The organism is Bradyrhizobium sp. INPA03-11B, assembly GCF_040446015.1.
Classification (GTDB): domain Bacteria; phylum Pseudomonadota; class Alphaproteobacteria; order Rhizobiales; family Xanthobacteraceae; genus Bradyrhizobium; species Bradyrhizobium macuxiense_A.
This window is the reverse complement of the sequence record NZ_JASGSR010000003.1, coordinates 39811-62915: the sequence shown is the minus strand read 5'-3', so window position 1 is coordinate 62915 and position 23105 is coordinate 39811. Positions and strand designations below refer to the sequence as shown.

The window sequence follows — 23105 nt, the reverse complement described above, 5'->3', positions numbered from 1 at the left end:
ACCGCAAGCCATTGGCATGGCTTGGGTTTCGGCGTGCCGGTCGGTCGGGGCGCGTGCCGCGCCTTGCATTTTGACGAATGCAATCAAAGGCTTTTTCGGCACGGCGTGCGCTCTTGATTGCTGGGAGGTCCGGTCATGACCGCAGGCGACAGCGATCTGCGTGTTCGGCCCGGGCGCATCCGCAGTACGCGCGCGCCGAAGCAAAAGAGCTTCATCAACCAGGTGTTGCGCGCCGCAAAGAAAGCCGGACACACCTCGGGACAGGCCGCGGCTGGTAGGCGTTCTGTGGCCTATGGGCGCTCGACATTCGGCCGCGGCCGGCTCGCCTTTAGTCGCTGCCGGTTGTTCAGCCCGACAAGGCGCGTCGTGGTGAAAGCGCGCGTCGTTCGCCACAAAGGGCGGGCCTTCCGCTCAGCGCCACTGACGGCCCATCTCTCATACCTGAAGCGTGACGGCGTGACTCGAAGCGGCGGGAGGGCCGAGATGTTCGATGCCCGCAGCGACCGTGCTGACGGCGCCGCGTTCGCGGAGCGTTGCAAGGACGACCGCCACCATTTCCGGTTCATTGTCTCGCCCGAAGACGCTGGTGATATGACCGATCTCAAGGACTTCACCCGCGATCTTGCCGGGCAGATGGAGACCGATCTCGGCACGCGGCTCGATTGGGTGGCCGTCGATCATTGGAATACGGACAACCCTCACGTCCATCTTCTCGTTCGGGGCGTAGATGAGGAGGGAGCCGATCTCGTGATCTCCCGCGACTACATCAGCCGGGGTCTGCGCTCACGCGCCGAGGAACTTGCCGCCATTGAACTAGGTCCGAAACCGGAGCATGAAATCCGCATTTCGCTGGAGAGGGAAGTCACGGCAGAGCGATGGACGCGGCTCGATCAGGAGATCCGGCTGGCAGCCGACGAAACCGGCTATATCGATCTGCGTCCTGAGAATCCCAGCAGGTCCGATCCCGAGATCCGCCGCCTGATGGTCGGCCGCCTTCAGCATCTGGAGAAGACCGGCCTCGCTGCACCCGCGGCACCAGGGGAATGGACGATCGGGCTTGAGGCTGAGCGTAGTCTGCGCGACCTCGGCATACGCGGCGACATCATCAAGACCATGCACCGCGCCTTTACCGAGCGTGGGGAACCGCGCGGTGTTGCCGACTTCGTCATCGAAAGTGGACAGCCGACGTCCCAGATCATCGGACGGCTGGTCGATCGGGGATTGCATGACGAACTGACTGGCGAGGCCTTCGTCCTGATCGACGGAACGGATGGACGTGTGCACCACGTCCGCTTCCGTGGAATCGAGGCCTTCGAATATGCACCACCGACCGGTGGTATCGTCGAAGTCCGGCGCTTCGGTCCTGCCGGCGATCCGCGCCCCACCTTGGTCCTCGCGACCCGTTCCGATCTCGATCTTGCTGAGCAGGTCGCCGCGAAAGGCGCGACCTGGCTTGACCACCGCCTGGTCGAACGCGAGCCCATGCCGCTCGCCATGGGTGGTTTCGGCCGCGAGATCCGCGACGCCATGGAAGCCCGTACCGAGCATCTGATTCAGGAGGGGCTGGCACGGCGGCAGGGCCAGCGCATCATCTTGCAGCGCGACCTGCTGAACACGCTCCGCCGACGCGAACTGGACGAGCTGGCAGCAAAAGTCTCGGCCGACACCGGCCTGCCTCATATGAAGGCTGCCTCCGGAGAGCATGTGGCGGGCGTCTATCGCCAACGCATCACGCTCGCCTCGGGTCGCTTCGCTATGGTCGATAACGGACTTGGCTTTCAGCTCGTGCCCTGGTCTCGCGAACTTGAAAAGAGGCTGGGCAAGGACGTCGCCGGCGTCGTGAAGGACGGCGGCGGCATCGAATGGGGTTTTGGTCGGAAGCGCGACCTCGGCCTCTAGCTATCTCAGCATTTTAGTTGCGGAAAGGCGTTCGGGATGTCCGGAACCAAAATCCTTTGGGGGCAGGTGATCGTTGTCGGCCTGATCGTTTTGCTCGCAATCTGGGGAGCAACCGAGTGGACGGCTTGGCGGCTTGCATATCAATCAGAACTTGGGCGGCCCTGGTTCGAGCTATCACGCTTCAAAGTCTATTACCCGCCCATCTTCTTCTGGTGGTGGTTCGTCTATGATGCCTATGCACCACAGGTCTTTGTCGAGGGTGCCTTCATCGCAGCGTCGGGGACCTTCGTTTCGATTGCCGTGGCGATCGGCATGTCGGTTTGGCGAGCGCGCGAAGCCAAGAACGTCGATACCTATGGTTCGGCGCGCTGGGCCGATGCGCGGGAGGTGAGAGCGGCCGGACTTCTCGGTCCGGATGGCGTGGTGCTGGGCAAGCTCGACCGCGACTACGTTCGCCATGACGGACCAGAACACGTGTTGTGTTTTGCGCCCACCCGGTCCGGTAAAGGTGTCGGCCTCGTTGTTCCCTCGTTGCTGGCTTGGCCCGGCTCGGCCATCGTCCACGACATCAAGGGCGAAAACTGGCAGCTGACCGCGGGCTTTCGCTCGCGGCATGGCCGCGTCCTCTTGTTCGACCCGACCAACCCAAAATCCTCGGCCTACAATCCGCTGCTCGAGGTCCGGCGCGGCGAGTGGGAGGTTCGTGACGTGCAGAACGTCGCCGACGTCCTGGTCGACCCCGAAGGATCCCTCGATAAGCGGAACCATTGGGAGAAGACCAGCCATTCGCTGCTGGTCGGCGCCATCCTCCACGTCCTCTATGCTGAGGCGGACAAGACTTTGGCAGGCGTGGCCGCCTTTCTGTCCGACCCGAAGCGGCCGATTGAGGCGACGTTGAAGGCGATGATGACCACGCCGCACCTTGGTGAGCAGGGGTCTCACCCCGTGGTCGCCTCGACTGCGCGTGAACTCCTCAATAAATCCGAGAACGAACGCTCAGGGGTCCTGTCCACGGCGATGTCGTTCCTCGGGCTTTACCGCGATCCCGTCGTGGCTCAGGTGACCTGCCGTTGCGACTGGCGAATCGCCGACCTGATTGCGGATGCCAGCCCCACAACGCTTTACCTCGTAGTGCCGCCCTCCGATATCTCACGGACCAAACCATTGATCCGCCTGGTGCTGAACCAGATTGGCCGTCGCCTGACCGAGGACCTGCATGCCCGCGACCGCCGGCATCGCATCCTGATGATGCTTGACGAGTTCCCAGCGCTGGGGCGGCTTGATTTCTTCGAGTCTGCACTCGCCTTCATGGCGGGGTATGGCATCAAGAGCTTTTTGATCGCGCAATCGCTCAATCAGATCGAGAAGGCCTACGGGCCCAATAACGCGATCCTCGACAACTGCCACGTGCGCGTCAGCTTCGCGACCAACGACGAGCGGACCGCCAAGCGGGTATCCGACGCGCTGGGCACGGCGACGGAGATGCGCGCGATGAAAAACTATGCGGGACATCGGTTGAACCCCTGGCTGGGGCACCTCATGGTCTCGCGGCAGGAGACGGCGAGGCCGCTCTTGACGCCTGGCGAGGTCATGCAGCTTCCGCCGATGGACGAGATCGTCATGGTGGCGGGTACGCCACCGATCCGGGCGAAGAAGGTTCGCTACTATGAGGATCGGCGGTTTACTGAGCGTGTCTTGCCGCCACCCGACCCGCCGGCATCCGGGCGATCATCGCGAACGGACGGATGGTCAACGCTTGAAAGGCTCAAGCCGACGCCGCTTCCAGAGGACAGGGGGCAAGGAGAGGAAGACACGGCGAATAGCGGTCTCCGTCGCGAGCCCGAACTCCCCGATCACGTCGCGATCGTCAAGGAGAAAACCGAACCGACGCCGGCAGAAGAATTTTCCGTCGTTCTTGACGACGACGAGGATGCGGTCCGCCAGTCCCGGCTCATACGCCAACAGATGCGCGGTGTCACGCGTCAGGTCGCCATGGATCCGAATGACGGTATGGAGCTCTGAGGAAATATGCGCGACCGGATGAACGTATATTTCCCGCCAGAGCTTCTGAAACAGATCTCGGATCTGGCGGACCGCAAGAACCTTTCCCGGTCTGCGATCGTGGAAGCGGCTGTCGCTTCATTTCTGTCGCCGGACGGCGCGGACCGGCGGGAGGCAGCGTTCACTCGGCGTCTGGACCGGCTGTCACGTCAGATGCAGAGGCTGGAGCGTGACGTCGGTCTGACGGCCGAGACTTTGGCCCTCTTCATTCGCTTTTGGTTGACGGTCACGCCACCGTTACCCAACGACGCGCAAGCGGCCGCGCAGCTTAAGGGCAGGGAGCGTTTTGAAGGATTCGTCGAGGCGCTCGGCCGCCGTTTGCAAAAAGGGCAGAGCTTCCTGCGTGAGATTCCAGAAGAGATCGTCGGTCAGGATCCAGTCGGCGAGGCTGACTGAGGCACTCGGTACCTTATCGCGCCACCCCCTCCTTTTTCTACGCCAGCCTGCGACCGCAGCAATTTAGCCGAGCCGACAAAAAGCTGGACGCGCTATCGGCCCGAATGAGCTGAGAGCAAAGGGGGCCAGCATGCAAATCTCAATAGCATGGCGTCGAACTGCGCGCGTTTTTCTCCCTTTTGCTGCTGGATACTATCTTTCGTACCTGTTTCGAACGATCAACGCTTTGATCGCCGACCATCTCAGCTCGGATACCGGGCTTGGGACTGCTGACCTCGGGTTGCTTACGTCAGTCCATTTCCTCGTTTTCGCGGCGGCTCAGATCCCCATCGGCATATTGTTGGACCGCTTTGGTCCGCGTCGCGTCCAGAGTGCTCTGCTCTTGCTCGCCGCGGTGGGGACCGGACTTTTCGCGGTATCGACAGGTTTCCTGTCACTTTTGATTGCGCGTGCAATGATCGGGCTCGGCGTGGCGGCGTCGCTCGCAGCAGGGCTGAAGTCCATCGTTCTTTGGTTTCCCAGGGAACGAGTTGCCTTGCTTAACGGCTACATGATCATGCTGGGATCGCTAGGAGCGGTGACTGCTACGGCTCCTGTCGAACACCTACTCGCTCGGATGGGTTGGCGGCAGCTATTTGAGATCCTGGCGGCCGCTACCGGTGCGACGGCAATCCTCATTTATTTCGTGGTTCCTGAACGAGGCATTGTCCCATCGACAGCGTCAATTCCGGTCACCCTTAGCTCCGTTTTCGCCGATAGGCGTTTCTGGCGTATTGCTCCGTTGTCGGCGACTTGCATTGGATCGGCCTGGTCTCTGCAGGGATTGTGGGCATCGCCGTGGCTGACGGACATAGAGGGGCTCGATCGCGCAAATCTCGTCAGACAGCTCTTCATAATGTCGATCGGACTTTGCGGCGGTGCCTGGTTGTTCGGTACGACGGTCCATCACATCAAACGGAGAGAAGTTGGGGTGGAGACGATATTAGCGATGGTTGCGGTGCTGTTTATCGCAGCCGAGTTGGCATTGATCCTGCGAGCGCCTCTGCCGTCCATCCTGCCCTGGTCCGTTGTCGCAATTGTCGGAACGGCAACCGTGGTCAGCTTCGCGGTGATAGCGGATTACTTTCCGCCAGAGTTTGCCGGTCGTGCCAACGGCGCCTTGAACGTTCTGCATTTCGGTTGGGCATTTCTCGCACAGTACGCAACGGGCCTTATCCTGGAGCAATGGTTCACGACCGATGGACATAGGCCCATCATCGCCTATCAAGTCGCGTTCGGTCTCAACGTGGCAGTGCAGGTCGCGGCATTACTCTGGTTCGCGCTTCCTTGGCTCCGATGCTCCGCTTCATGGATGAGTTCGTTTTTCTTCTTCGTGCCGGCTAACATTTGCGACGCCGTCGAATCGGTTGGTTTGTATGAGAGTTCGGTCGTACTAATTCCTACGGATGACGATGGGGAGTGGTGAGCAGCGACTCACAGCGAGCTATCCGATCGCGTAGGTCTCAATTTTCAGTTCAGCGGACTTTCTTTTTCTACGCCGGTCTACGATCACCGAAAGGGCTTGTTGCGCCAAGTCCACTGCTGCCCTTGTAATTATCCCATCTGAGGGCGCTCTGTGGAGCCCTCGTTCGGTGGGGACAGCGGTGGCAATCCATTCCTTTCAATCGGAAGCGAATTCGCGCGGTGCGAGAATGCTGCGTAGCGCACTTGGCGCGGCGATTGCCGGCTACCTCGAAGATGAAATGATTATCGAGGTCATGCTCAATCCAGATGGGCGGCTGTGGATTGACCGGTTGTCAAACGGCCTGATCGATACCGGCGAAACTCTGTCCGCAGCGGATGGCGAGCGCATTGTTCGCCTGGTGGCGCATCACGTTGGTGCCGAGGTGCATGCCGGCGCGCCACGGGTTTCTGCCGAACTGCCTGGCACCGGGGAGCGCTTCGAAGGTCTCTTGCCTCCGGTCGTTGCTGCACCGGCTTTTGCTATCCGCAAGCCTGCGGTCGCGGTGTTTACGCTCGACGATTACGTAGCCAAGGAGATCATGACCTCGGAGCAGGCCAGGATCCTCAAGAGCGCGGTCGCCGCACGTAAGAACATCCTCGTCGCCGGCGGGACATCGACGGGCAAGACAACGTTGACAAATGCGCTCTTGGCCGAGGTGGCGAAGACGTCCGATCGGGTCGTGCTGATCGAAGATACCCGAGAACTCCAGTGCAAAGCGCCAAATCTCGTAGCTTTGCGGACAAAAGATGGTGTCGCCACACTATCAGATCTCGTTCGGTCCTCGCTGCGACTGCGTCCGGATCGTATCCCGATCGGTGAAGTCCGCGGTGCCGAAGCACTCGATCTGCTCAAGGCCTGGGGCACCGGGCACCCCGGCGGCATCGGCACCATTCATGCGGGCACCGCGCTCGGTGCACTGCGCCGGCTCGAGCAACTCATCCAGGAAGCGGTCATCGCGGTTCCGCGCGCTCTCATAGCCGAGACTATCAATCTCGTCGCCGTCCTTGCGGGTCGCGGTGCCGATCGCCGCGTCGCCGAGCTAGCCGTCGTGTCAGGCCTCGGGGCCGCTGGCGACTACAGCCTTTCATCAGCAGGAGACTGACATGCGTCAGCAATTTCGCTTTCTTCGGGATGCGGCCTCGCTTGCCGCGTTCGGCACGGTTCTTTTGGCGGCAGCACCGGCATGGGCGGCTGGCTCGAACATGCCGTGGGAGCAGCCGCTCAATCAGATCCTGCAATCGGTAGAAGGCCCGGTCGCCAAGATCATCGCCGTCATCATCATCGTCGTGACCGGGCTGACGCTCGCGTTCGGAGATTCGTCGGGCGGCTTCCGTAGACTGATCCAGATCGTGTTCGGTCTGTCGATTGCGTTCGCGGCGTCGAGTTTCTTCCTGTCGTTCTTCTCCTTCGGCGGCGGGGTGGTGATTTGATGGATGAACCTGTCGTCGGCTTTGTCGTGCCCGTTCACCGTGCTCTGACCGAACAAATCCTGATGGGTGGAGCACCGCGGTCGGTCGCGATTGTCAACGGTACGCTTGCCGCGGCCCTTGGGCTTGGATTGCGGCTGTGGATCGCGGGCCTCGTCCTCTGGTTGCTCGGCCACATGGCCGCCGTCTGGGCCGCCAAGCGCGATTCAGCCTTTGTCGATGTGGTGCGCCGACATCTGCGCATTCCCGGTCATCTCAACGCCTGAGCCCTTGATCATGATGAATCTCGCCGAATATCGCCACTCTAACGCCCGGCTCGCCGACTTCCTGCCTTGGGCTGCCCTCGTCGACGAGGGAATCGTCTTGAACAAGGATGGCTCGTTCCAGCGGACAGCTAAATTCCGGGGACCTGACCTGGACAGCGCGGTGCCGGCCGAACTTGTCGCCGTCGCCGGCCGTTTGAACAACGCCTTGCGGCGGCTGGGATCAGGCTGGGCCGTATTCGTTGAAGCGCAGCGTCATTTTGCGGGCGCCTACCCGCCGAATAGCTTTCCGGATGTCGCGTCAGCGCTGGTCGACGCCGAACGCAGGGCTCAGTTTGAGGAGGCAGGCGCCCACTACGAGTCCAGCTTTTTCCTGACCTTCCTCTATCTGCCGCCAGAGGAGGGGGCCGCGAGGGCAGAGCGACTGCTCTATGAGGGCCCCGATCGCGCCGTTGGAGCCGACGCGCGCGAGCTGCTTCGTGGATTTGTCGATCGGACCAATCGCGTGCTGCAGCTTGTTGAAGGGTTCATGCCCGAATGCGCCTGGCTCGATGATCAGGACACGCTGACCTACCTGCACTCAACGATTTCGACCAAGCGTCATCGCGTTCGAGTGCCGGAAATCCCGATGTACATCGATGCGCTGTTGGCCGACCAGCCGCTGACCGGCGGGCTCGAGCCGATGCTGGGTTCGGCCGATGTCCGGGTTCTGACGATCGTCGGCTTTCCGGGCGCGACGACGCCGGGGATTCTGGACGACCTGAATCGCCTCGCATTCTCGTACCGTTGGTCGACCCGCGCGATCATGCTCGACAAGACTGATGCCGCGAAGCTCCTGACCAAGATTCGCCGCCAGTGGTTCGCGAAGAGAAAGTCCATCGGCGCCATTCTCAAGGAGGTCATGACCAACGAGGCGTCGACGCTGCTTGATACTGACGCTCACAACAAGGCGCTGGACGCCGATGCGGCGTTGCAGGAACTCGGTTCGGATCAGATTGGGCAAGCCTTCGTCACAGCGACCATCACCGTGTGGGACGGCAATCCCCATGCTGCCGATGAAAAGCTCCGCCTGGTCGAGAAGGTCATTCAGGGCCGCGATTTTACCTGCATGATCGAGACGGTGAACGCAGTGGAAGCCTGGCTCGGCAGTCTACCCGGCCACGTCTACGCCAATGTGCGGCAGCCGCCGATTTCGACCCTCAACCTCGCCCATATGATTCCGATGTCGGCGGTATGGGCGGGTGAGACGAGGGATTTGCACTTCAAGGGGCCGCCCCTTCTGTTCGGCAAGACTGAGGGATCGACCCCGTTCCGATTCTCCCTCCACGTCGGTGATGTCGGACATACTCTCGTGGTGGGGCCGACGGGGGCTGGCAAGTCCGTGTTGCTGGCACTGATGGCGCTGCAGTTCCGCCGCTACCCGAATGCTCAGGTCTTTGCGTTCGATTTCGGTGGTTCGATCCGGGCGGCCGCGCTCGCGATGGGCGGCGACTGGCATGATCTCGGCGGCGCATCGTCAGACGGAGACGCCCAACCGGTTGCGCTGCAGCCGCTGGCCTGGATCGACGATCCTTCCGAGCGTGGATGGGCGACGGAATGGATCGGTGCGATCCTTGCGCGGGAAAAAATCGAGATCACGCCGGAGGTCAAGGATCATCTGTGGTCGGCCCTGACGTCGCTCGCCTCGGCGCCGATGCAGGAGCGCACCCTGACGGGCCTGTCGGTCCTGCTGCAATCGAACTCCCTGAAACGTGCGCTGCAACCCTATTGCCTGGGCGGTCCGTCCGGACGCCTGCTCGATGCCGAATTCGAGCGCCTTGGCGAGGCCTCGGTCCAGGCGTTTGAAACTGAAGGGTTGATTGGAACGAGCGCGGCGCCGGCCGTGCTGGCCTACCTGTTCCATCGTATCGGGGACCGCCTCGATGGCCGGCCGACACTTCTGATTGTCGATGAAGGTTGGCTCGCCCTCGACGACGATGATTTTGCCGGTCAGCTCCGTGAATGGCTGAAGACACTGCGAAAAAAGAATGCGTCTGTCATCTTCGCCACCCAATCGCTCTCAGACATCGATGGGTCCGCAATCGCGCCGGCGATCATCGAAAGCTGCCCAACGCGCCTGTTACTACCGAACGAACGGGCGATTGAACCGCAGATTACTGCCATCTATCGCCGCTTCGGCCTCAATGACCGGCAGATCGAGCTTCTGAGCCGGGCAACGCCAAAGCGCGACTACTACTGTCAATCGCGTCGCGGCAACCGGATGTTTGAACTTGGCCTTGGTGATGTCGCGCTCGCATTTACCGCCGCCTCTTCCAAGACAGACCAGGCTGCGATCGCGCAGCTCCTCGCCGAACACGGATCTGACGGGTTCGTGCCGGCCTGGCTCCAGCACCGCGGAGTCGCCTGGGCCGTAGACTTGATCCCCAATCTTGCAAATGTGGAGAAATCGCTATGAGGCGTCTTGGCCTATTGGCGGCCGCTGGCACGATCGCGCTGGTGGTTGGCGTCGCGGTGCCCGCACGGGCGCTTATCGTCTTTGATCCCAACAACTACGTTCAGAATGTCCTGACCGCCGCGCGGGAGCTCCAGCAGATCAACAACCAGATCACCTCGTTGCAGAACGAGGCGCAGATGTTGATCAACCAGGCAAGGAATCTGGCAAACCTGCCGTATTCATCGCTGCAGCAACTGCAATCGTCGATCCAGCGCACCCAGCAATTGCTGAGCCAAGCCCAGCGGATCGCCTACGACGTTCAGCAGATCGATCGCGCATTCTCGACCAGCTACGCGCCGGTCACCGGCAGCCAGTCCAGCGAATTGCTGGTCACGAACGCTCAATCGCGGTGGCAAAATACTTATGCGGCAACGCAAGACGCGCTCCGGGTTCAGGCCGGCATCGTTGGCAACCTCGATACCAATCGCATCCAAACGTCCGCACTCGTAACTTCAAGCCAAAGCGCCAGCGGGGCCTTGCAGGCAACGCAGGCCGGCAATCAGATTCTCGCGCTGAGCGCGCAGCAGCTCGCCGACCTCACCGCAGTCATGACCGCACAAGGTCGGGCGCAGAGTCTTGAAGCGGCGCAGCGCGCCGCGGCCCAAGACCAAGGCCGAGAGCAGCTCCGACGGTTTTTGACACCGGGCCAGGGCTATCAATCCCAAGACGTGCGGATGTTCCACCGATGACCGACGTAAACGCATTCAAGGCGTTGTCGCTGCTTACGACAATCGGCGTATTGGTCGTCGCTGCCTGCACGATTCAGCTTCGTGGTGGCGACGAGTCTCCGCCGCTGCCGGAGACAGCGCAGACGACAGGTGCAACCAGTTCCGACCTCGTACGCTGCCGCGGTGTCACCTCGGAGGAAACGGCGGATTACCGGCATTGTAAGCAGGTTTGGGACGAAAACCGGCGTCGTTTCTTTGGCAGGAAGGATGGCGCCGCAGTTCCTGGCCAGGATGATTCCGCCGCGAGCTTAGCGCCCGCCCCAAAGGATCAGAGCCGGATTCAGCAAGGATATCCGCCCCTGGCAACACCTGAGGCGAGCAAGCCATGACTGGTACCGGGATTATCGACCAGTTCCTGGAAACGTTTACGCGCTATATCGATAACGGCTTCGGGATGCTGGGTAGCGATGTCGGATATCTCGCGACGACCCTTGCCGCAATCGACATTACGCTCGCCGCGTTGTTCTGGAGTTGGGGAACGGACGAGGACATTATCGCGCGCCTCGTCAAGAAGACGCTCTTCGTCGGCGTATTTGCCTACCTCATCGGCAATTGGAACAGCCTCGCACGTATCGTCTTCGAAAGCTTTGCCGGTCTTGGGCTGAAAGCGTCCGGCTCGAGCTTATCTGCGTCGGATTTCCTGCGACCAGGGAAGATCGCTCAAGTCGGCCTCGACGCCGGCCGACCGTTGCTCGATTCGATCTCGAACCTGATGGGTTACATCAGTTTCTTCGAGAATTTCGTCCAGATCGTCGTTCTCCTGTTCGCCTGGGTCGTGGTGCTGCTCGCCTTCTTCATTCTGGCGGTCCAGCTCTTCGTGACCCTGATCGAGTTCAAGCTGACGACGCTGGCGGGCTTCGTGCTCATTCCTTTCGGCTTGTTTGGCAAGACCGCGTTCGCGGCAGAGCGGGTGTTGGGCAATGTCATATCATCCGGAATCAAGGTCTTGGTCCTGGCCGTCATCCTCGGCATTGGATCGACCCTGTTCTCTCAGTTCACCTCTGGCTTTGCTGGCGGCCAGCCAACCATCGAAGACGCGATGACGCTGGTCCTTGCGGCGCTCTCCCTGCTTGGCCTCGGTATCTTCGGTCCGGGAATCGCAAACGGTCTGGTCTCTGGCGGACCGCAGCTCGGCGCCGGTGCCGCGGCCGGTACGGGACTTGCCGCTGGCGGTGTCGTTGCCGCCGGTGCAGGCCTCACCGCCGGAGGTGCTGGTCTCGCTGGCGGCGCGATTGCAGGCGCCGCGCGCGGTGGCAGCGCCGTCTTGAGTGGAGCATCCGCCGCCTATCGAAGTGGCGGCCTTGCTGGCGTCGCGGAGGCGGGCGCTTCGGCGGCCATGAGCCCGTTGCGTCGTGCAGCGGCTACGCTCGGCGGCGGTGGGCAGGCGGGCGGGCAAGCCGCAAGCACTTCGGCAGAAGGGAAAGCGCAGCCCGATTGGGCGCGGCGCATGAAAAGTGCCCATACCATTCGGCATAGTGCGTCGACAGCCGGCCGCGCGGTGCGCTCCGGCGACCACGCTGGCAGCGGTTCCTCCGTCGACTTGTCCGAAGGAGAGCACTGACACGCGGCATGCGCCTTACCACCCACCGCGGGCCGATGCCTCAATCCCGGACACCGCACGACTCGAAACCGATCACTTAGGGGGCAGTTCAATGTTCAAACGACCATCCGTTCACTACGGGCGCATGCCCGTGCCGATTACGCCTTACCAGAAGGCTGCGCAGGTTTGGGACGAACGCATTGGGTCCGCCCGCGTGCAGGCCAAAAACTGGCGCTTGATGGCGTTCGGCTGCTTGATGCTGTCCGCCGGCCTTGCCGGGGGCCTCGTCTGGCATTCCAGCCGAGGATCGATCACGCCTTGGGTGGTTGAAGTCGATCATCTCGGTCAGGCCCAGAGGGTTGCGCCCGCCAACATTGACTATCAGCCGAACGACGCGCAGATCGCCTACCACCTCGCGCGCTTTATCGAGGATGTCAGAGGCCTGCCCTCGGACGGTATTGTTCTGCGCCAGAACTGGCTTCGGGCGTACGATTTTACGACCGATCGCGGCGCCGCCGCGCTGAATGACTATGCGCGCAACAATGACCCTTTTGCCAAGTTGGGCAAGGCGCAGATCTCCGTGGACGTATCGAGCGTCATTCGCGCGTCGTCTGAAAGCTTTCGGGTCGCGTGGACGCAACGCAGCTACGATAACGGCTCGTTGAGTTCGACCGAACGCTGGACTGCCATTCTCACCATCGTGATCGAGACGCCGCGCGACACCGAACGCCTACGCAAGAATCCCCTTGGCATCTACGTCCGCGCCATCAACTGGTCAAAGGAGTTGGGTCAGTGACCAAGACGCCGTCTGACACTCATTCGAAACTTCCTATCCCGCACAGCAGACTAAATTTGCCTTGGTCCGCGTTCGTGACTTCGAAGCGAGCAATTCTGGCCGCTCTTCTGCTTTGTTCATCGGCGCTCGGTGGGTGTGCGACCTACATTCCGCCGCAGATCAGTTATGATGCGGAAGTCCCTTCGTTGCCGGCGCCTCCAGCACCTCTCGATGACACATCGCGACCGCTTCACGTTCCACCGCTCTGGAAGCCGACTCTCGGCAGCAAGTCGGGAGGAAAAGAAGAGCCCGAACCTGTGAGCCGGGTTGAGACGGCGAACAGTGCGGCCCGGGTCGAACCGCGCAAGCGGGGGTATTTCAATGCAGCGCAAATCTACGCTTACAGTCCCGGGGCGCTTTATCAGATTTACGCTGCACCGGGGCAGATCACGGATATTGCGCTCGAGGAAGGAGAGCAGTTGACCGGATCAGGACCGATCGCGGCCGGCGACACCGTCCGCTGGGTCGTGGGCGATACTGAGAGCGGGAGTGGCGACACGCGACGGGTCCATATCCTGGTCAAGCCGACCCGCGCATCGATCGAAACCAATCTTGTCATCAATACCGACCGGCGCACCTACCTGATAGAGCTTCGCTCCCGCGAACGACCATACATGCCATCCGTCGCTTGGTACTATCCGGAAACCGTGCGCGAACGATCGCGTTCAGTTGCCCTGAGACCCGTTCTTCCAGATCAGGCGCACCGCATCGCCCGCTACGCGATTGAAGGGGACAGCCCGCCCTGGCGACCGGCCACCGCATATGACGATGGCCGCAAGGTCTATGTCGAATTCCCGCAGGGGATCGTGCAAGGTGAGATGCCGCCGCTGTTCGTCATCGGACCGGACGGCAAGGCTGAGCTCGTCAATTATCGTGTCCACGGCAACGTGTTGATCGTCGACCGGCTGTTTGCAGCGGCCGAACTCCGGCTCGGCGGCGAGCATCCGCAGAAGGTCAGAATTGTCAGGACTGACGGGAGGCCGTCGTCATGAATACCTCGAGTGGAAACGAACACGAACGAGCCATTCCGCCGCAGACGCAAGACGAGCAATCCAGGAATTTTCGTTTGAGAGCAGAGCATCCGCGTGTGACGCGGTTGTCGCGGAAAGTCCTGGCGGGAGGGAGTGCTGTTGCATTGCTCGTTATCGGCGGAGCCGTTTTGTGGTCACTGCAGAATAATCGTCCTCAAAATCAAGCGGCCGATGAGCTCTACAGCACCGACCATCACAACGTTGCCGACGGCATTACCACGCTGCCGAAGGACTACACCGGCGTTCCACGTCAACCGATACCGCAGCTTGGTCCGCCGCTTCCTGGGGACCTCGGTCGACCGATCCTCGCGGCTCAGGGCCAGTCGCCGACGATGGGCGGTGATCCGGACCAACAGCGCCGGGACCAGGAGACCGAAGCAGCCCGTATCAGCCATTTGTTCGCTTCGAGCAGCGGGAGAGAAATGCGGCCGACCGCCGCTACCGCTCCGGGAAGCGACCGTGTCCTGCCGCCGAGCTCAACGAGCACCAGCGGCGTCGGATCTGCGCAGAACAGTCAAGATACCAAACTCGCCTTCGTGAACGCATCCGTAGATCGCCGCACAGTGAGTCCTGACCGCATCACTAAGCCAGCTTCGCCGTACCTCTTGCAGGCTGGCACAGTGATTCCCGGTGCCCTGATCACAGGAATCAGATCGGACCTTCCAGGTCAGGTCACGGCGCAGGTGACGGAGAATCTCTACGATACTCCCACCGGAAGGTTCTTGCTTGTGCCCCAGGGAGCCCGTTTGATCGGTATCTATGACAGCCAGGTCGCCTTCGGCCAGTCCCGCGTGCTGCTGGTTTGGACCCGTCTGATCATGCCCAACGGTCGCTCGATCATACTTGAGCGACAGCCTGATGCGGACAACGCCGGTTATGCAGGTCTAGAAGACCAAGTCGACAATCATTGGGGCGAGTTGTTTAAGGCAGCCGCCCTATCGACTTTACTTGCTGTCGGAACAGAGCTTGGCTCCGGCTCCGACACGAACAGCAACGACAGCTCAATTATCCAGGCTTTGCGCCACGGTGCAGGGGATTCGTTGAACCAAACTGGCCAGCAAGTCGTTCGGCGCAGTCTCAACATCCAGCCGACATTGACCATCCGTCCAGGTTTTCCGGTTCGGGTGATTGTCAACCGCGATCTTCAGCTCGAACCATACAAAGGATGATGCCGTGCCAAAGCTTAGAATCTCGGAAATTCCCAGTGACAGGCCAGTCAGAGTAACTGCCGAACTGCCCGCAGCGGTTCATCGCGATCTTCTCGCGTACGCGGAAGCGCTAGCGCGTGAGACCGGTCAGGCGATTGATCCACTTAAACTGATTGCGCCGATGCTCGGGCGTTTTATGGCCACTGATCGTGGCTTCACGAAACTGAGGCGTTTATCTCAGGCACGCGATACGAGCGTTGGATAGCGTTCGGTCAGCAAGTCAATAAATTGAGCACGTCGGGTTCTTCGCTCCCTGCTCCCCAGTGAGCGAAATAATCGATGCCATGATCGTGGCCAATCAGGATGTTGCCGAGGTCGAGAAGACAGCGCGCCGAACGTCCCTCGCCGAACATAGAAGCCATGCAGTCTCCACTCCGCACCGTCGCAATGTATCGCTCAGGGGTTGCGGGAACGCTGGGCGCTCGATCGCGAGCACGGCAGGCACGATGTCGTTCTCGCCCGACCCGCCGAGAGCGCGGCAAGTTTGCATATTCCCTCCGCCAAGTCGCGTTTCCTAGAAGCTTACCTGCCACACGCGGATCTTGCGGTGATCCGATGAGGCATCAAAGACATTTATGGGGGTATCAGTCGGACGAGAGTAATACGAATGAGTGCTTGTCGACTGCCGTGGACCTACTGATATTCGGTCGAAGCCCTCCGCACGGAGACCTCGGTTTCACGCCGAGGGCGGAGCTCATTGGTATTGACGCCGACAATTTTGGTCAGCTCCGCCATCGCCGCGCACCGCATTCCGCTTCTCGGACTCCTACGAACGATTGGCTCGCATTTTTGCGTGAGTCTCAATTGGTCCACGAAACCTTCAGAGAAGACGTGTAGGAAGGGCTCGGTACGACCGATGTTGAGGGATCAAGGATGTACTTCGTGGCGTGTGTTTCGGTTACGGAAGCCGGCGTTTTGCTGGCTCATAGATTGGATTATCGCAAAGGACATCGAGAGAGAAAGTTTCTGCTGCCTGTCTGTTCGCAAACCGCGCGGAATCCAAGACCTCTGCAGGACGGCAGCCAAAAGTAATGCTTCGAGAGTGAACTCCTCCCCCAATCGAGAATAATTCCAGCGAGCGAGATTTATTTGCGATTGGCGGAGAGAGTGTGCCAACAACTGGCGCATGTGTAACGTTCTGCTCACATTCTCAAACTGTGCTGCAGACGTGGACACGCGCATATATTGGCCCGGCGTTCACTCAACCAAATTCTATCCCGCCACGCTCAGAGCAGATGATAGTGTTTGTGAAATTGAGGGCACTCAAATGGTCGATTCCGAATTGGCTGCCATATTGCGTGCGGTTCTGGACGAGGTTTGTGAAGGTGTATCCCGTCACGAGATAGGCATCCGAACTCACGTCGCCTGCAAACTCCTCGAAGCAGCCACGCGGGGAGAGACATCGGTCGATGTCCTCAGGCAAATAGGCCGAGCGGCGTTGACCGGGGCGCCCACGATGTGGCGGTAGCGGCTTGTCCCGGCCGACTCCGTCCAGACTTCCGCGAAGCGGCACAATTCCGCGGACGGACGACGAGGTGGTGTTTGTACATTTTGTACGGAGCTTGCACTTCAATTCGGATCTTAAACTTGGCCGGCTGGGCGCTTTCCTTGCTGAAATAGAAGGGCGTTTGGGAGATATTGCGATCGGCAGGACTATAGCGCGGTGAACGGATCTTATGCGTTCTCTTCCGTTCATTGTCCTTTTCCCTTTTGTCGGCCTTGCATCGAGAGCGACGTACCCGCGCGAAACCGGTCATAAGATGTGCCGTCGCCCGGCGCTCGCAGCATTTGCTCCGATAATCGGCAAGAGTGACCAGCCATAAGAACGTCGTTAAGCGCGACCATCCGGAATGAAGACAAGACATTGCGCAGCTACTGCGAGATAGACGCGGCAGCAAGCCCGGCATTTGTACGAAAGCTTACGCCTCCGAGTTGGAGAGCCTCCAAACGTCGTCGCACGCCGGCACCCGACAGAGAAACGCTGCAGCGATGCTCCTGTTCGGCTTGGCTCAATTCCTGCAACGGTTGCAGCAAAGACGTGATGGGTGCGTGCCTCGAGAAACATGGTCGGTGGCTTGGCTTACCTCCGACAGCCCGTTGATCCTTCCACGAGCAGAGGCCGGCTCCGATCTCGCAGCCCGCGCCAACGGTCGCGAGAAATCTGAGATCAGGATGTGATGGGCGACACCCTCGAGAGGTCCATTGTCGCTGATGGAGGTGCGGTCGCTGCCGCCTGACCGGCCAATGAAATTTGTGGAATGAGCCCGGAGAGCTGGAGGTCTTTACATTATGCGTAGACTATCTGTCGCTACGGCTGTGCTGCTAGTCGCATCACATGCTATCGCGCATGACGATGTGATGTTGGCTGCAGGACGAATTTTCAAGCCGATTCCCTCGGCTACGCCAGCAGTTAGCGACAATCCTGTCACTGACGAGAAAGTCAAGCTCGGCAAGATGCTGTTCTTTGATCCCCGCCTTTCGGCCAGCGGGATCATCAGCTGCAATACGTGTCATAATCTTGGCACCGGCGGCGTGGACGCCGGACCGACCTCGGTCGGTCACGGCTGGAAAAAGGGCGTGCGTCGCGCGCCGACCGTCTATAATGCGGTTTTCAATGTTGCGCAGTTCTGGGACGGACGCGCGCCAGACCTCAAGGAGCAAGCCAAGGGACCGGTGCAGGCGAGAGCGGAAATGAATGCAACGCCGGATCACGTGATGAGTACGCTAAATTCGATGAACGCGTATGTCGCTATGTTCAAGACGGCCTTCCCGGATAGTACGCCGCCGGTTACCTTCGAAAATGTCGCCAAGGCGATCGAGGCTTTTGAGGCGACTCTTACTACGCCGGCGGCACCGTTCGATCAGTACCTCAACGGCGATGGCAGCGCTCTCAACGATCAGCAGAAGGCTGGATTGAAGCTGTTCATGGATAAGGGGTGCTCGTCCTGCCACAATGGGGTTAATATTGGTGGGCAGGGCTATTTTCCATTTGGTGTGATGGAGAAGCCGGATACCAAACTGCGTCCTACAGCCGATAAGGGGCGGTTCGCGGTTACCAGGGTCGCTAGCGACGAATACGTGTTCCGCGTTGCGCCCTTACGGAATGTCGCTTTGCGAGCCCCATATTTCCATTCGGGTCAGGTTTGGAGTCTCAAGGAGGCTGTGGGCGTTATGGGCGAGGTCCAGCTCGGTGAAAAGCTTAGCGACAAAGAGGAGAACGATATTGTTGCGTTTCTGAATTCGCTGACCGGGCAGCTACCTAAGATCGAGTATCCGATACTGCCAACGCGGACCAACGAGACGCCACCACCCTCCTTAGGCAGATAGTGTCGTTCTTCAACGACGGGAGTCGTACGTATTATCAATTGATCGACCTGTCAGTTCCATCCGTTCTCGGCAGGCTGTGGCCTCGGCCGATCGAGCATACTCCGGTCTCTCAAAACTGACCGAACTTCCGTGTACGGCAGGATCTTGATCGTGAGCGACGAAGCTCTCGATCAGCAAGGTCAAGGCCTCGGCGATCGCCTGGCGGCCGAACGCTGGCATCACGCTGTCCTCAAGCTCATGCTGGCTTCCGTTTCTACAAACCTTGGTATAGGTTTTGCAACCCGTTCTATATCGCCTGCTTACCTCAGTAGAATTGAGCCACTCGTCTGGTTGTTTGTACCTTCGACGTCGAAGCTGGATCATTCTAGGGCAGTCGGTGGTCGGCACAAGGCCGCAATCTGACTTGATACGTTTGATGGATCTTGTTGCGTGCCATTGAGGGGTGAGGACGGAGTAAAATGGAAACACGTGAGCCCGCGTCCGCGTTGGAGGTCCATCAGCGTATTGTTTCGTTCCTTCAGAAGCCAGATCCAGTGATCTTGGACATTGGCAGTTACGACGGAACTGACTCTTTACGTTTCCTTCGGCTTTGCCCAGAGGCTCATCTCTACTGTTTCGAGCCGGATCCCCGAGCGATCGCTCGCTTTAAGAAAAACATGGGTCTCTATCTTGAGAAGGTGCGTCTATTCGAGATCGCGATCAGCGACAAGAATGGCAGGGTCGACTTTCATCCAAGCAACGGAGATGGAGAAGCAAAGGATTGGGCCCTCTCTGGATCGATACGGCGACCAAAGAACCATCTTGCCGAGTATGATTGGGTTCGGTTCGATAGCCCGATATCGGTTGAAACGCGACGGCTGGACGACTGGTGCGCCGAGGCCAATCTGAACAAGATTGATTTGATCTGGATGGATGTGCAAGGAGCGGAGGCTGATGTCTTCGCTGGCGGCAGGCAGACCTTAAACAATACCCGCTTCATCTACACCGAATACAGCGACAAGGAGCTTTACGAAGGTCAGCTGACCCTTCAAGCCATGCTAAAGCGTCTACCTTCATTCGAAGTGGTCGCCCAATATCCTCGCGCAGTAGAGGGTGATGTGTTGCTTAGGAACATGAGCCTTTAGAGTAACCGATTCCGCTTTCCTCACGCTACAGGCCTTAGCCGCAGTCGCCGCAGTGATGATAGGGCGCTGACTTGGCGAATTTGCGTCGGTCTATTGAATGCGAGCGCCGCGATGGCATTTACCGAGCTTTTCATCAAACGTCCGGTGTTGTCCATCGTCGTCAGTCTGCTGATCCTGCTCATTGGCCTTCGCGCGGCCGCCGTTCTGCCGATCCGGCAGTATCCCAAGCTGTCGAATACGGTCGTCACTATCACGACGTCTTATCCTGGTGCCTCCGCGGACATGATCCAGGGGTTCATCACCACCCCCCTGGAGCAGGCGGTCGCTTCGGCCGAGGGCGTCGACTACATTACGTCCTCCTCGGTCCTCGGCACCTCGACGATCCAAGTCTACATCAAGCTCAATTTCGATTCCAACGAGGCGCTCACTGAAGTGCTCTCTAAGGTCAACTCGGTCAAATATCTGATCCCGAAGGAATCCAACGATCCTGTCGTCACGAAGTCGACCGGCCAGACCACCGCTGTCATGTATATCGCCTTCTCGAGCGAGGAACTGACGGCCAGCGCGATATCCGACTATCTCTCACGCGTGGTGCAGCCGATTATGTCAACCGTAGATGGTGTCGCAGCGGCAGACATCCTGGGCGGCCAGACTTTTGCGATGCGGTTATGGCTCGATCCTGCAAGAATGGCGGGGCACGGAGTATCGCCGGCTGAGGTTTCGGCTGCAATCGTCGCCAACAACTTCCAGGCCGCGGCCGGTCAGGCCAAGGGCTATTTCATCCTTTCCGATATCACGGTCGACACTGATCTGCGGAGCGTCGAGGACTTCAAGCGCATGATCGTCAAAGCCAATGATGGCGGCTTTGTGCGCATGGAGGACATTGCGACGGTCGAGCTTGCCGCGCAGACCACAGACGTCAGCGTCGCCATGAATGGTGAGCACGCGATCTTCATCGGTGTGCAGCCGAGCCCGCAGGGAAATCCGCTGAACATCGTGCGAGGTGTTCGAGCGTTGTTTCCCGAACTGGAGCGCAATCTGCCGCCATCTCTGAAGATGAAAGTGGCCTACGACTCCACCAAGTTCATTCAATCGTCGATCGATGAGGTGGAGAACACGCTCATTGAGGCCGTCGTGATCGTGGTACTGGTCATCTTCCTGTTCCTGGCTTCGCTGCGGTCGGTCATCATTCCCGTCGTCACCATTCCGCTGTCGCTTGTTGGCGTCTGCAGCATGATGCTGGCGCTGGGATTTTCATTCAATCTCCTGACGCTCCTCGCGATGGTGCTTGCGATCGGTCTCGTGGTGGACGACGCGATCGTCGTGGTGGAAAACATTCATCGCCATCTGGAAAAAGGCGCGCCGCCCATGCAGGCCGCTACGAAGGGTGCGCGCGAGATTGTCGGCCCCGTTGTCTCCATGACGATTACGCTGGCCGCCGTGTATGCGCCCATCGGCTTTCTCGGCGGCCTCACCGGTGCGCTGTTCCGCGAATTCGCGCTTACGCTAGCAGGTTCGGTGATCGTGTCTGGCGTGATCGCGTTGACGCTGTCGCCGATGATGTGCTCGGTCTTCCTGAAGAGCGCTGAGGAGGGGCGCTTTGCAGCATTTGTGAACCGCGTGTTCGGCGCCATGACACGCTGGTACGGCCGCAAGCTCGACCGCTCGCTCGACTATCGCCCGATTACCGGGCTATTTGCGCTGACCATGCTGGGCCTCGTCGGCTTTCTCTATACGCATATTTCCAAGGAACTTGCACCTGAGGAAGACCAAGGCATCGTATTCGCAATATCCAAGGCGCCGAAATACGCCAACATCGACTACCTGGACTACTACGGCACGAAGCTCGACAACGCGTTCCAGAAGTTTCCCGAGACCGACTTGCGCTTCGTGCTCAACGGCACTAGCGGTCCGCAAGGCGGCATGGCCGGCATGCTGCTCAAGCCTTGGGACGAGCGCAAGCGGTCATCGATCGCGCTAAAGCCGTTAGTCCAGGCCGAGTTGTCGAAAATCGAAGGCATCAACGCATTTGCCTTTAGCTTGCCGCCGCTTCCGGGTGGTTCGGGCGGCCTACCAGTGCAGATGGTGATCAACTCGACGCGTGGTTTCCAGTCTGTCTATGAGCAGATGTCGAAGCTGAAGGATGCGGCGCGCGAGAGCGGCCTGTTCATGGTCAGCGACTCGGACCTTGAATTCAACCAGCCGGTGGTACGAATCAAAGTCGATCGCTCCAAGGCTAACAACCTTGGCATCACCATGCAGAACGTCGGTAGCGCGCTCGCGACCCTCCTTGGCGGGAACTACGTCAATCGCTTCAATCTGCAGGGCCGCTCCTACCAGGTGATCCCGCAGGTGGCGCGCGAGAAGCGCCTGACGCCGGAATCATTGGGTAGCTATTTTCTGAAGACTGCGACAGGTTCGATGCTGCCGCTGTCAACCGTGGTTTCCATCGAGACAGCAACTGGTCCGAACGTGCTCACCCACTACAACCAGCTCAATTCAGCGACCTTCCAGGCTGTACCGATGCCCGGCGTCACGATCGGTCAGGCCGTGGACTTCCTGGACGGGGAGGCAAAGAAACTTCCCGCAGGCTTCAGCCACGACTTCCTTGCCGACGCCCGCCAATATGTGCAGGAAGGCAATCAACTCGCCATCACCTTTGCATTTGCACTCATCATCATTTTCCTGGTGCTTGCGGCGCAGTTCGAAAGTTTGCGCGATCCCCTCATCATCATGATCAGCGTGCCGATGGCAATCGTTGGCGCGTTGATTCCGCTATTCTTTGGTGCGGCGACCATGAACATTTACACCCAGGTCGGACTGTTGACACTGGTCGGGCTGATTGCCAAGCACGGTATCCTGATGGTCGAGTTCGCTAATGAGCTGCAGCTCAAGGAGAGACTCGATCGGCGCTCGGCTATCGAGATGGCGGCGCGCGTCCGACTCCGTCCAATCTTGATGACCACGGCGGCGATGGTCATGGGCTTCCTACCCTTGTTGACCGCTACGGGGGCTGGGGCCGCGAGCCGCTTCTCGATCGGGCTCGTGCTCGTCGCGGGCATGTCGATCGGCACGCTGTTCACGCTCTTCGTGCTGCCGGCGGTTTATGTCGCGATCGCGTCCGATCACCGCGCCGACGCGAGTGCCGACCACGCCAAGAGCGCCGCCGAGCTCGACCCCACCGGCGCAGCTGAGGCCCATCTGGCCAATCGATGATGCTGACACTCCAAGCGCGGCAGCCGCGGATTGCCCTTCCTGTTCACCCGCG

Annotated in this window: 21 protein-coding genes; 20 read left to right on the top strand and 1 reads right to left on the bottom strand. The window is 59.9% G+C overall.

Annotated elements, in window-relative coordinates; genetic code table 11:
- The first annotated feature begins 135 nt into the window (after positions 1 to 135).
- The 15 genes from QMZ05_RS02020 to QMZ05_RS01950 all read left to right on the top strand — a co-directional run bounded on the left by QMZ05_RS02020 (position 136) and on the right by QMZ05_RS01950 (position 15591).
- Positions 136 to 1899 carry a DUF3363 domain-containing protein gene (locus tag QMZ05_RS02020; RefSeq protein WP_353699242.1) on the top strand — a complete coding sequence of 588 codons (1764 nt, stop codon included), beginning with the start codon at positions 136 to 138 and terminating at the stop codon, positions 1897 to 1899.
- A gap of 36 nt (positions 1900 to 1935) precedes the next feature.
- Positions 1936 to 3921 carry a conjugal transfer protein TraG gene (locus QMZ05_RS02015; protein ID WP_353699241.1) on the top strand — a complete coding sequence of 662 codons (1986 nt, stop codon included), beginning with the start codon at positions 1936 to 1938 and terminating at the stop codon, positions 3919 to 3921.
- A gap of 6 nt (positions 3922 to 3927) precedes the next feature.
- Positions 3928 to 4356, top strand: a complete 429-nt coding sequence (locus QMZ05_RS02010) for a CopG family transcriptional regulator (RefSeq protein WP_353699240.1) — start codon at positions 3928 to 3930, stop codon at positions 4354 to 4356.
- A 130-nt stretch (positions 4357 to 4486) separates the two neighbouring features.
- Positions 4487 to 5821, top strand: a complete 1335-nt coding sequence (locus QMZ05_RS02005) for an MFS transporter (protein WP_353699239.1) — start codon at positions 4487 to 4489, stop codon at positions 5819 to 5821.
- Positions 5822 to 6047: 226 nt separating this feature from the next.
- On the top strand, positions 6048 to 6962 hold the full coding sequence (gene trbB / locus QMZ05_RS02000; protein ID WP_353699320.1) for a P-type conjugative transfer ATPase TrbB: 915 nt from the start codon (positions 6048 to 6050) through the stop codon (positions 6960 to 6962).
- A gap of 1 nt (position 6963) precedes the next feature.
- Positions 6964 to 7290, top strand: a complete 327-nt coding sequence (locus tag QMZ05_RS01995; protein WP_146991615.1) for a TrbC/VirB2 family protein — start codon at positions 6964 to 6966, stop codon at positions 7288 to 7290.
- Positions 7290 to 7553, top strand: coding sequence for a VirB3 family type IV secretion system protein (locus QMZ05_RS01990; protein ID WP_353699238.1), 264 nt, complete (start codon positions 7290 to 7292; stop codon positions 7551 to 7553). Before QMZ05_RS01995 ends, QMZ05_RS01990 begins: the two co-directional genes overlap by 1 nt.
- 10 nt (positions 7554 to 7563) lie before the next feature.
- Positions 7564 to 10005: a conjugal transfer protein TrbE gene (trbE, locus tag QMZ05_RS01985; RefSeq protein WP_353699237.1), complete on the top strand. Its 2442-nt coding sequence runs from the start codon at positions 7564 to 7566 to the stop codon at positions 10003 to 10005.
- Positions 10002 to 10733, top strand: a complete 732-nt coding sequence (gene trbJ / locus QMZ05_RS01980; RefSeq protein WP_353699236.1) for a P-type conjugative transfer protein TrbJ — start codon at positions 10002 to 10004, stop codon at positions 10731 to 10733. Before trbE ends, trbJ begins: the two co-directional genes overlap by 4 nt.
- Complete coding sequence (gene trbK-alt / locus QMZ05_RS01975; RefSeq protein ID WP_353699235.1) at positions 10730 to 11101, top strand: putative entry exclusion protein TrbK-alt; 372 nt, start codon at positions 10730 to 10732, stop codon at positions 11099 to 11101. Before trbJ ends, trbK-alt begins: the two co-directional genes overlap by 4 nt.
- Entirely contained in the window at positions 11098 to 12333 is a 1236-nt protein-coding gene (gene trbL, locus QMZ05_RS01970) for a P-type conjugative transfer protein TrbL (RefSeq protein ID WP_353699234.1), read from the top strand. Before trbK-alt ends, trbL begins: the two co-directional genes overlap by 4 nt.
- Positions 12334 to 12424: 91 nt before the next feature.
- On the top strand, positions 12425 to 13108 hold the full coding sequence (trbF, locus tag QMZ05_RS01965) for a conjugal transfer protein TrbF (protein ID WP_353699233.1): 684 nt from the start codon (positions 12425 to 12427) through the stop codon (positions 13106 to 13108).
- Positions 13105 to 14139, top strand: coding sequence for a P-type conjugative transfer protein TrbG (gene trbG, locus QMZ05_RS01960; protein WP_353699232.1), 1035 nt, complete (start codon positions 13105 to 13107; stop codon positions 14137 to 14139). Before trbF ends, trbG begins: the two co-directional genes overlap by 4 nt.
- Positions 14136 to 15347, top strand: coding sequence for a TrbI/VirB10 family protein (locus tag QMZ05_RS01955; protein WP_353699231.1), 1212 nt, complete (start codon positions 14136 to 14138; stop codon positions 15345 to 15347). The genes trbG and QMZ05_RS01955 overlap by 4 nt, the downstream gene beginning before the upstream one ends.
- 4 nt (positions 15348 to 15351) lie before the next feature.
- A complete protein-coding gene (locus QMZ05_RS01950) occupies positions 15352 to 15591 on the top strand; it encodes a DUF2274 domain-containing protein (RefSeq protein WP_082747439.1) in 240 nt (79 codons plus the stop codon).
- Between the two features lie 7 nt (positions 15592 to 15598).
- On the opposite strand, the gene QMZ05_RS01945 is transcribed toward QMZ05_RS01950, so the two are convergent.
- Positions 15599 to 15748, bottom strand: coding sequence for a hypothetical protein (locus QMZ05_RS01945; protein ID WP_353699230.1), 150 nt, complete (start codon positions 15746 to 15748; stop codon positions 15599 to 15601).
- Between the two features lie 905 nt (positions 15749 to 16653).
- On the opposite strand from QMZ05_RS01945, the gene QMZ05_RS01940 reads away from it, so the two are divergent.
- The 5 genes from QMZ05_RS01940 (at position 16654) to QMZ05_RS01920 (ending at position 23053) form a co-directional block, all read left to right on the top strand.
- A complete protein-coding gene (locus QMZ05_RS01940) occupies positions 16654 to 16854 on the top strand; it encodes a hypothetical protein (protein WP_353699229.1) in 201 nt (66 codons plus the stop codon).
- A gap of 890 nt (positions 16855 to 17744) precedes the next feature.
- Positions 17745 to 18713, top strand: coding sequence for a cytochrome-c peroxidase (locus tag QMZ05_RS01935; RefSeq protein WP_353699228.1), 969 nt, complete (start codon positions 17745 to 17747; stop codon positions 18711 to 18713).
- A gap of 150 nt (positions 18714 to 18863) precedes the next feature.
- Positions 18864 to 19115 (top strand): hypothetical protein, encoded by a 252-nt coding sequence (locus QMZ05_RS01930; protein WP_353699227.1) that lies wholly within the window; start codon positions 18864 to 18866, stop codon positions 19113 to 19115.
- A 56-nt stretch (positions 19116 to 19171) separates the two neighbouring features.
- Positions 19172 to 19837, top strand: coding sequence for an FkbM family methyltransferase (locus tag QMZ05_RS01925; protein ID WP_353699226.1), 666 nt, complete (start codon positions 19172 to 19174; stop codon positions 19835 to 19837).
- A 111-nt stretch (positions 19838 to 19948) separates the two neighbouring features.
- Positions 19949 to 23053, top strand: coding sequence for a multidrug efflux RND transporter permease subunit (locus QMZ05_RS01920; protein WP_353699225.1), 3105 nt, complete (start codon positions 19949 to 19951; stop codon positions 23051 to 23053).
- The last annotated feature ends 52 nt before the right edge of the window (positions 23054 to 23105 follow it).

What these genes read in the sequence shown, in the direction of transcription:
- QMZ05_RS02020 (WP_353699242.1), top strand. Translation starts at nt 136, where the DNA reads ATGACCGCAGGCGACAGCGATCTGCGTGTTCGGCCCGGGCGCATCCGC.
- QMZ05_RS02015 (WP_353699241.1), top strand. Translation starts at nt 1,936, where the DNA reads ATGTCCGGAACCAAAATCCTTTGGGGGCAGGTGATCGTTGTCGGCCTG.
- QMZ05_RS02010 (WP_353699240.1), top strand. Translation starts at nt 3,928, where the DNA reads ATGCGCGACCGGATGAACGTATATTTCCCGCCAGAGCTTCTGAAACAG.
- QMZ05_RS02005 (WP_353699239.1), top strand. Translation starts at nt 4,487, where the DNA reads ATGCAAATCTCAATAGCATGGCGTCGAACTGCGCGCGTTTTTCTCCCT.
- trbB (WP_353699320.1), top strand. Translation starts at nt 6,048, where the DNA reads ATGCTGCGTAGCGCACTTGGCGCGGCGATTGCCGGCTACCTCGAAGAT.
- QMZ05_RS01995 (WP_146991615.1), top strand. Translation starts at nt 6,964, where the DNA reads ATGCGTCAGCAATTTCGCTTTCTTCGGGATGCGGCCTCGCTTGCCGCG.
- QMZ05_RS01990 (WP_353699238.1), top strand. Translation starts at nt 7,290, where the DNA reads ATGGATGAACCTGTCGTCGGCTTTGTCGTGCCCGTTCACCGTGCTCTG.
- trbE (WP_353699237.1), top strand. Translation starts at nt 7,564, where the DNA reads ATGATGAATCTCGCCGAATATCGCCACTCTAACGCCCGGCTCGCCGAC.
- trbJ (WP_353699236.1), top strand. Translation starts at nt 10,002, where the DNA reads ATGAGGCGTCTTGGCCTATTGGCGGCCGCTGGCACGATCGCGCTGGTG.
- trbK-alt (WP_353699235.1), top strand. Translation starts at nt 10,730, where the DNA reads ATGACCGACGTAAACGCATTCAAGGCGTTGTCGCTGCTTACGACAATC.
- trbL (WP_353699234.1), top strand. Translation starts at nt 11,098, where the DNA reads ATGACTGGTACCGGGATTATCGACCAGTTCCTGGAAACGTTTACGCGC.
- trbF (WP_353699233.1), top strand. Translation starts at nt 12,425, where the DNA reads ATGTTCAAACGACCATCCGTTCACTACGGGCGCATGCCCGTGCCGATT.
- QMZ05_RS01955 (WP_353699231.1), top strand. Translation starts at nt 14,136, where the DNA reads ATGAATACCTCGAGTGGAAACGAACACGAACGAGCCATTCCGCCGCAG.
- QMZ05_RS01945 (WP_353699230.1), bottom strand. Translation starts at nt 15,748, where the DNA reads ATGGCTTCTATGTTCGGCGAGGGACGTTCGGCGCGCTGTCTTCTCGAC.
- QMZ05_RS01940 (WP_353699229.1), top strand. Translation starts at nt 16,654, where the DNA reads ATGGTCGATTCCGAATTGGCTGCCATATTGCGTGCGGTTCTGGACGAG.
- QMZ05_RS01935 (WP_353699228.1), top strand. Translation starts at nt 17,745, where the DNA reads ATGTTGGCTGCAGGACGAATTTTCAAGCCGATTCCCTCGGCTACGCCA.
- QMZ05_RS01925 (WP_353699226.1), top strand. Translation starts at nt 19,172, where the DNA reads ATGGAAACACGTGAGCCCGCGTCCGCGTTGGAGGTCCATCAGCGTATT.
- QMZ05_RS01920 (WP_353699225.1), top strand. Translation starts at nt 19,949, where the DNA reads ATGGCATTTACCGAGCTTTTCATCAAACGTCCGGTGTTGTCCATCGTC.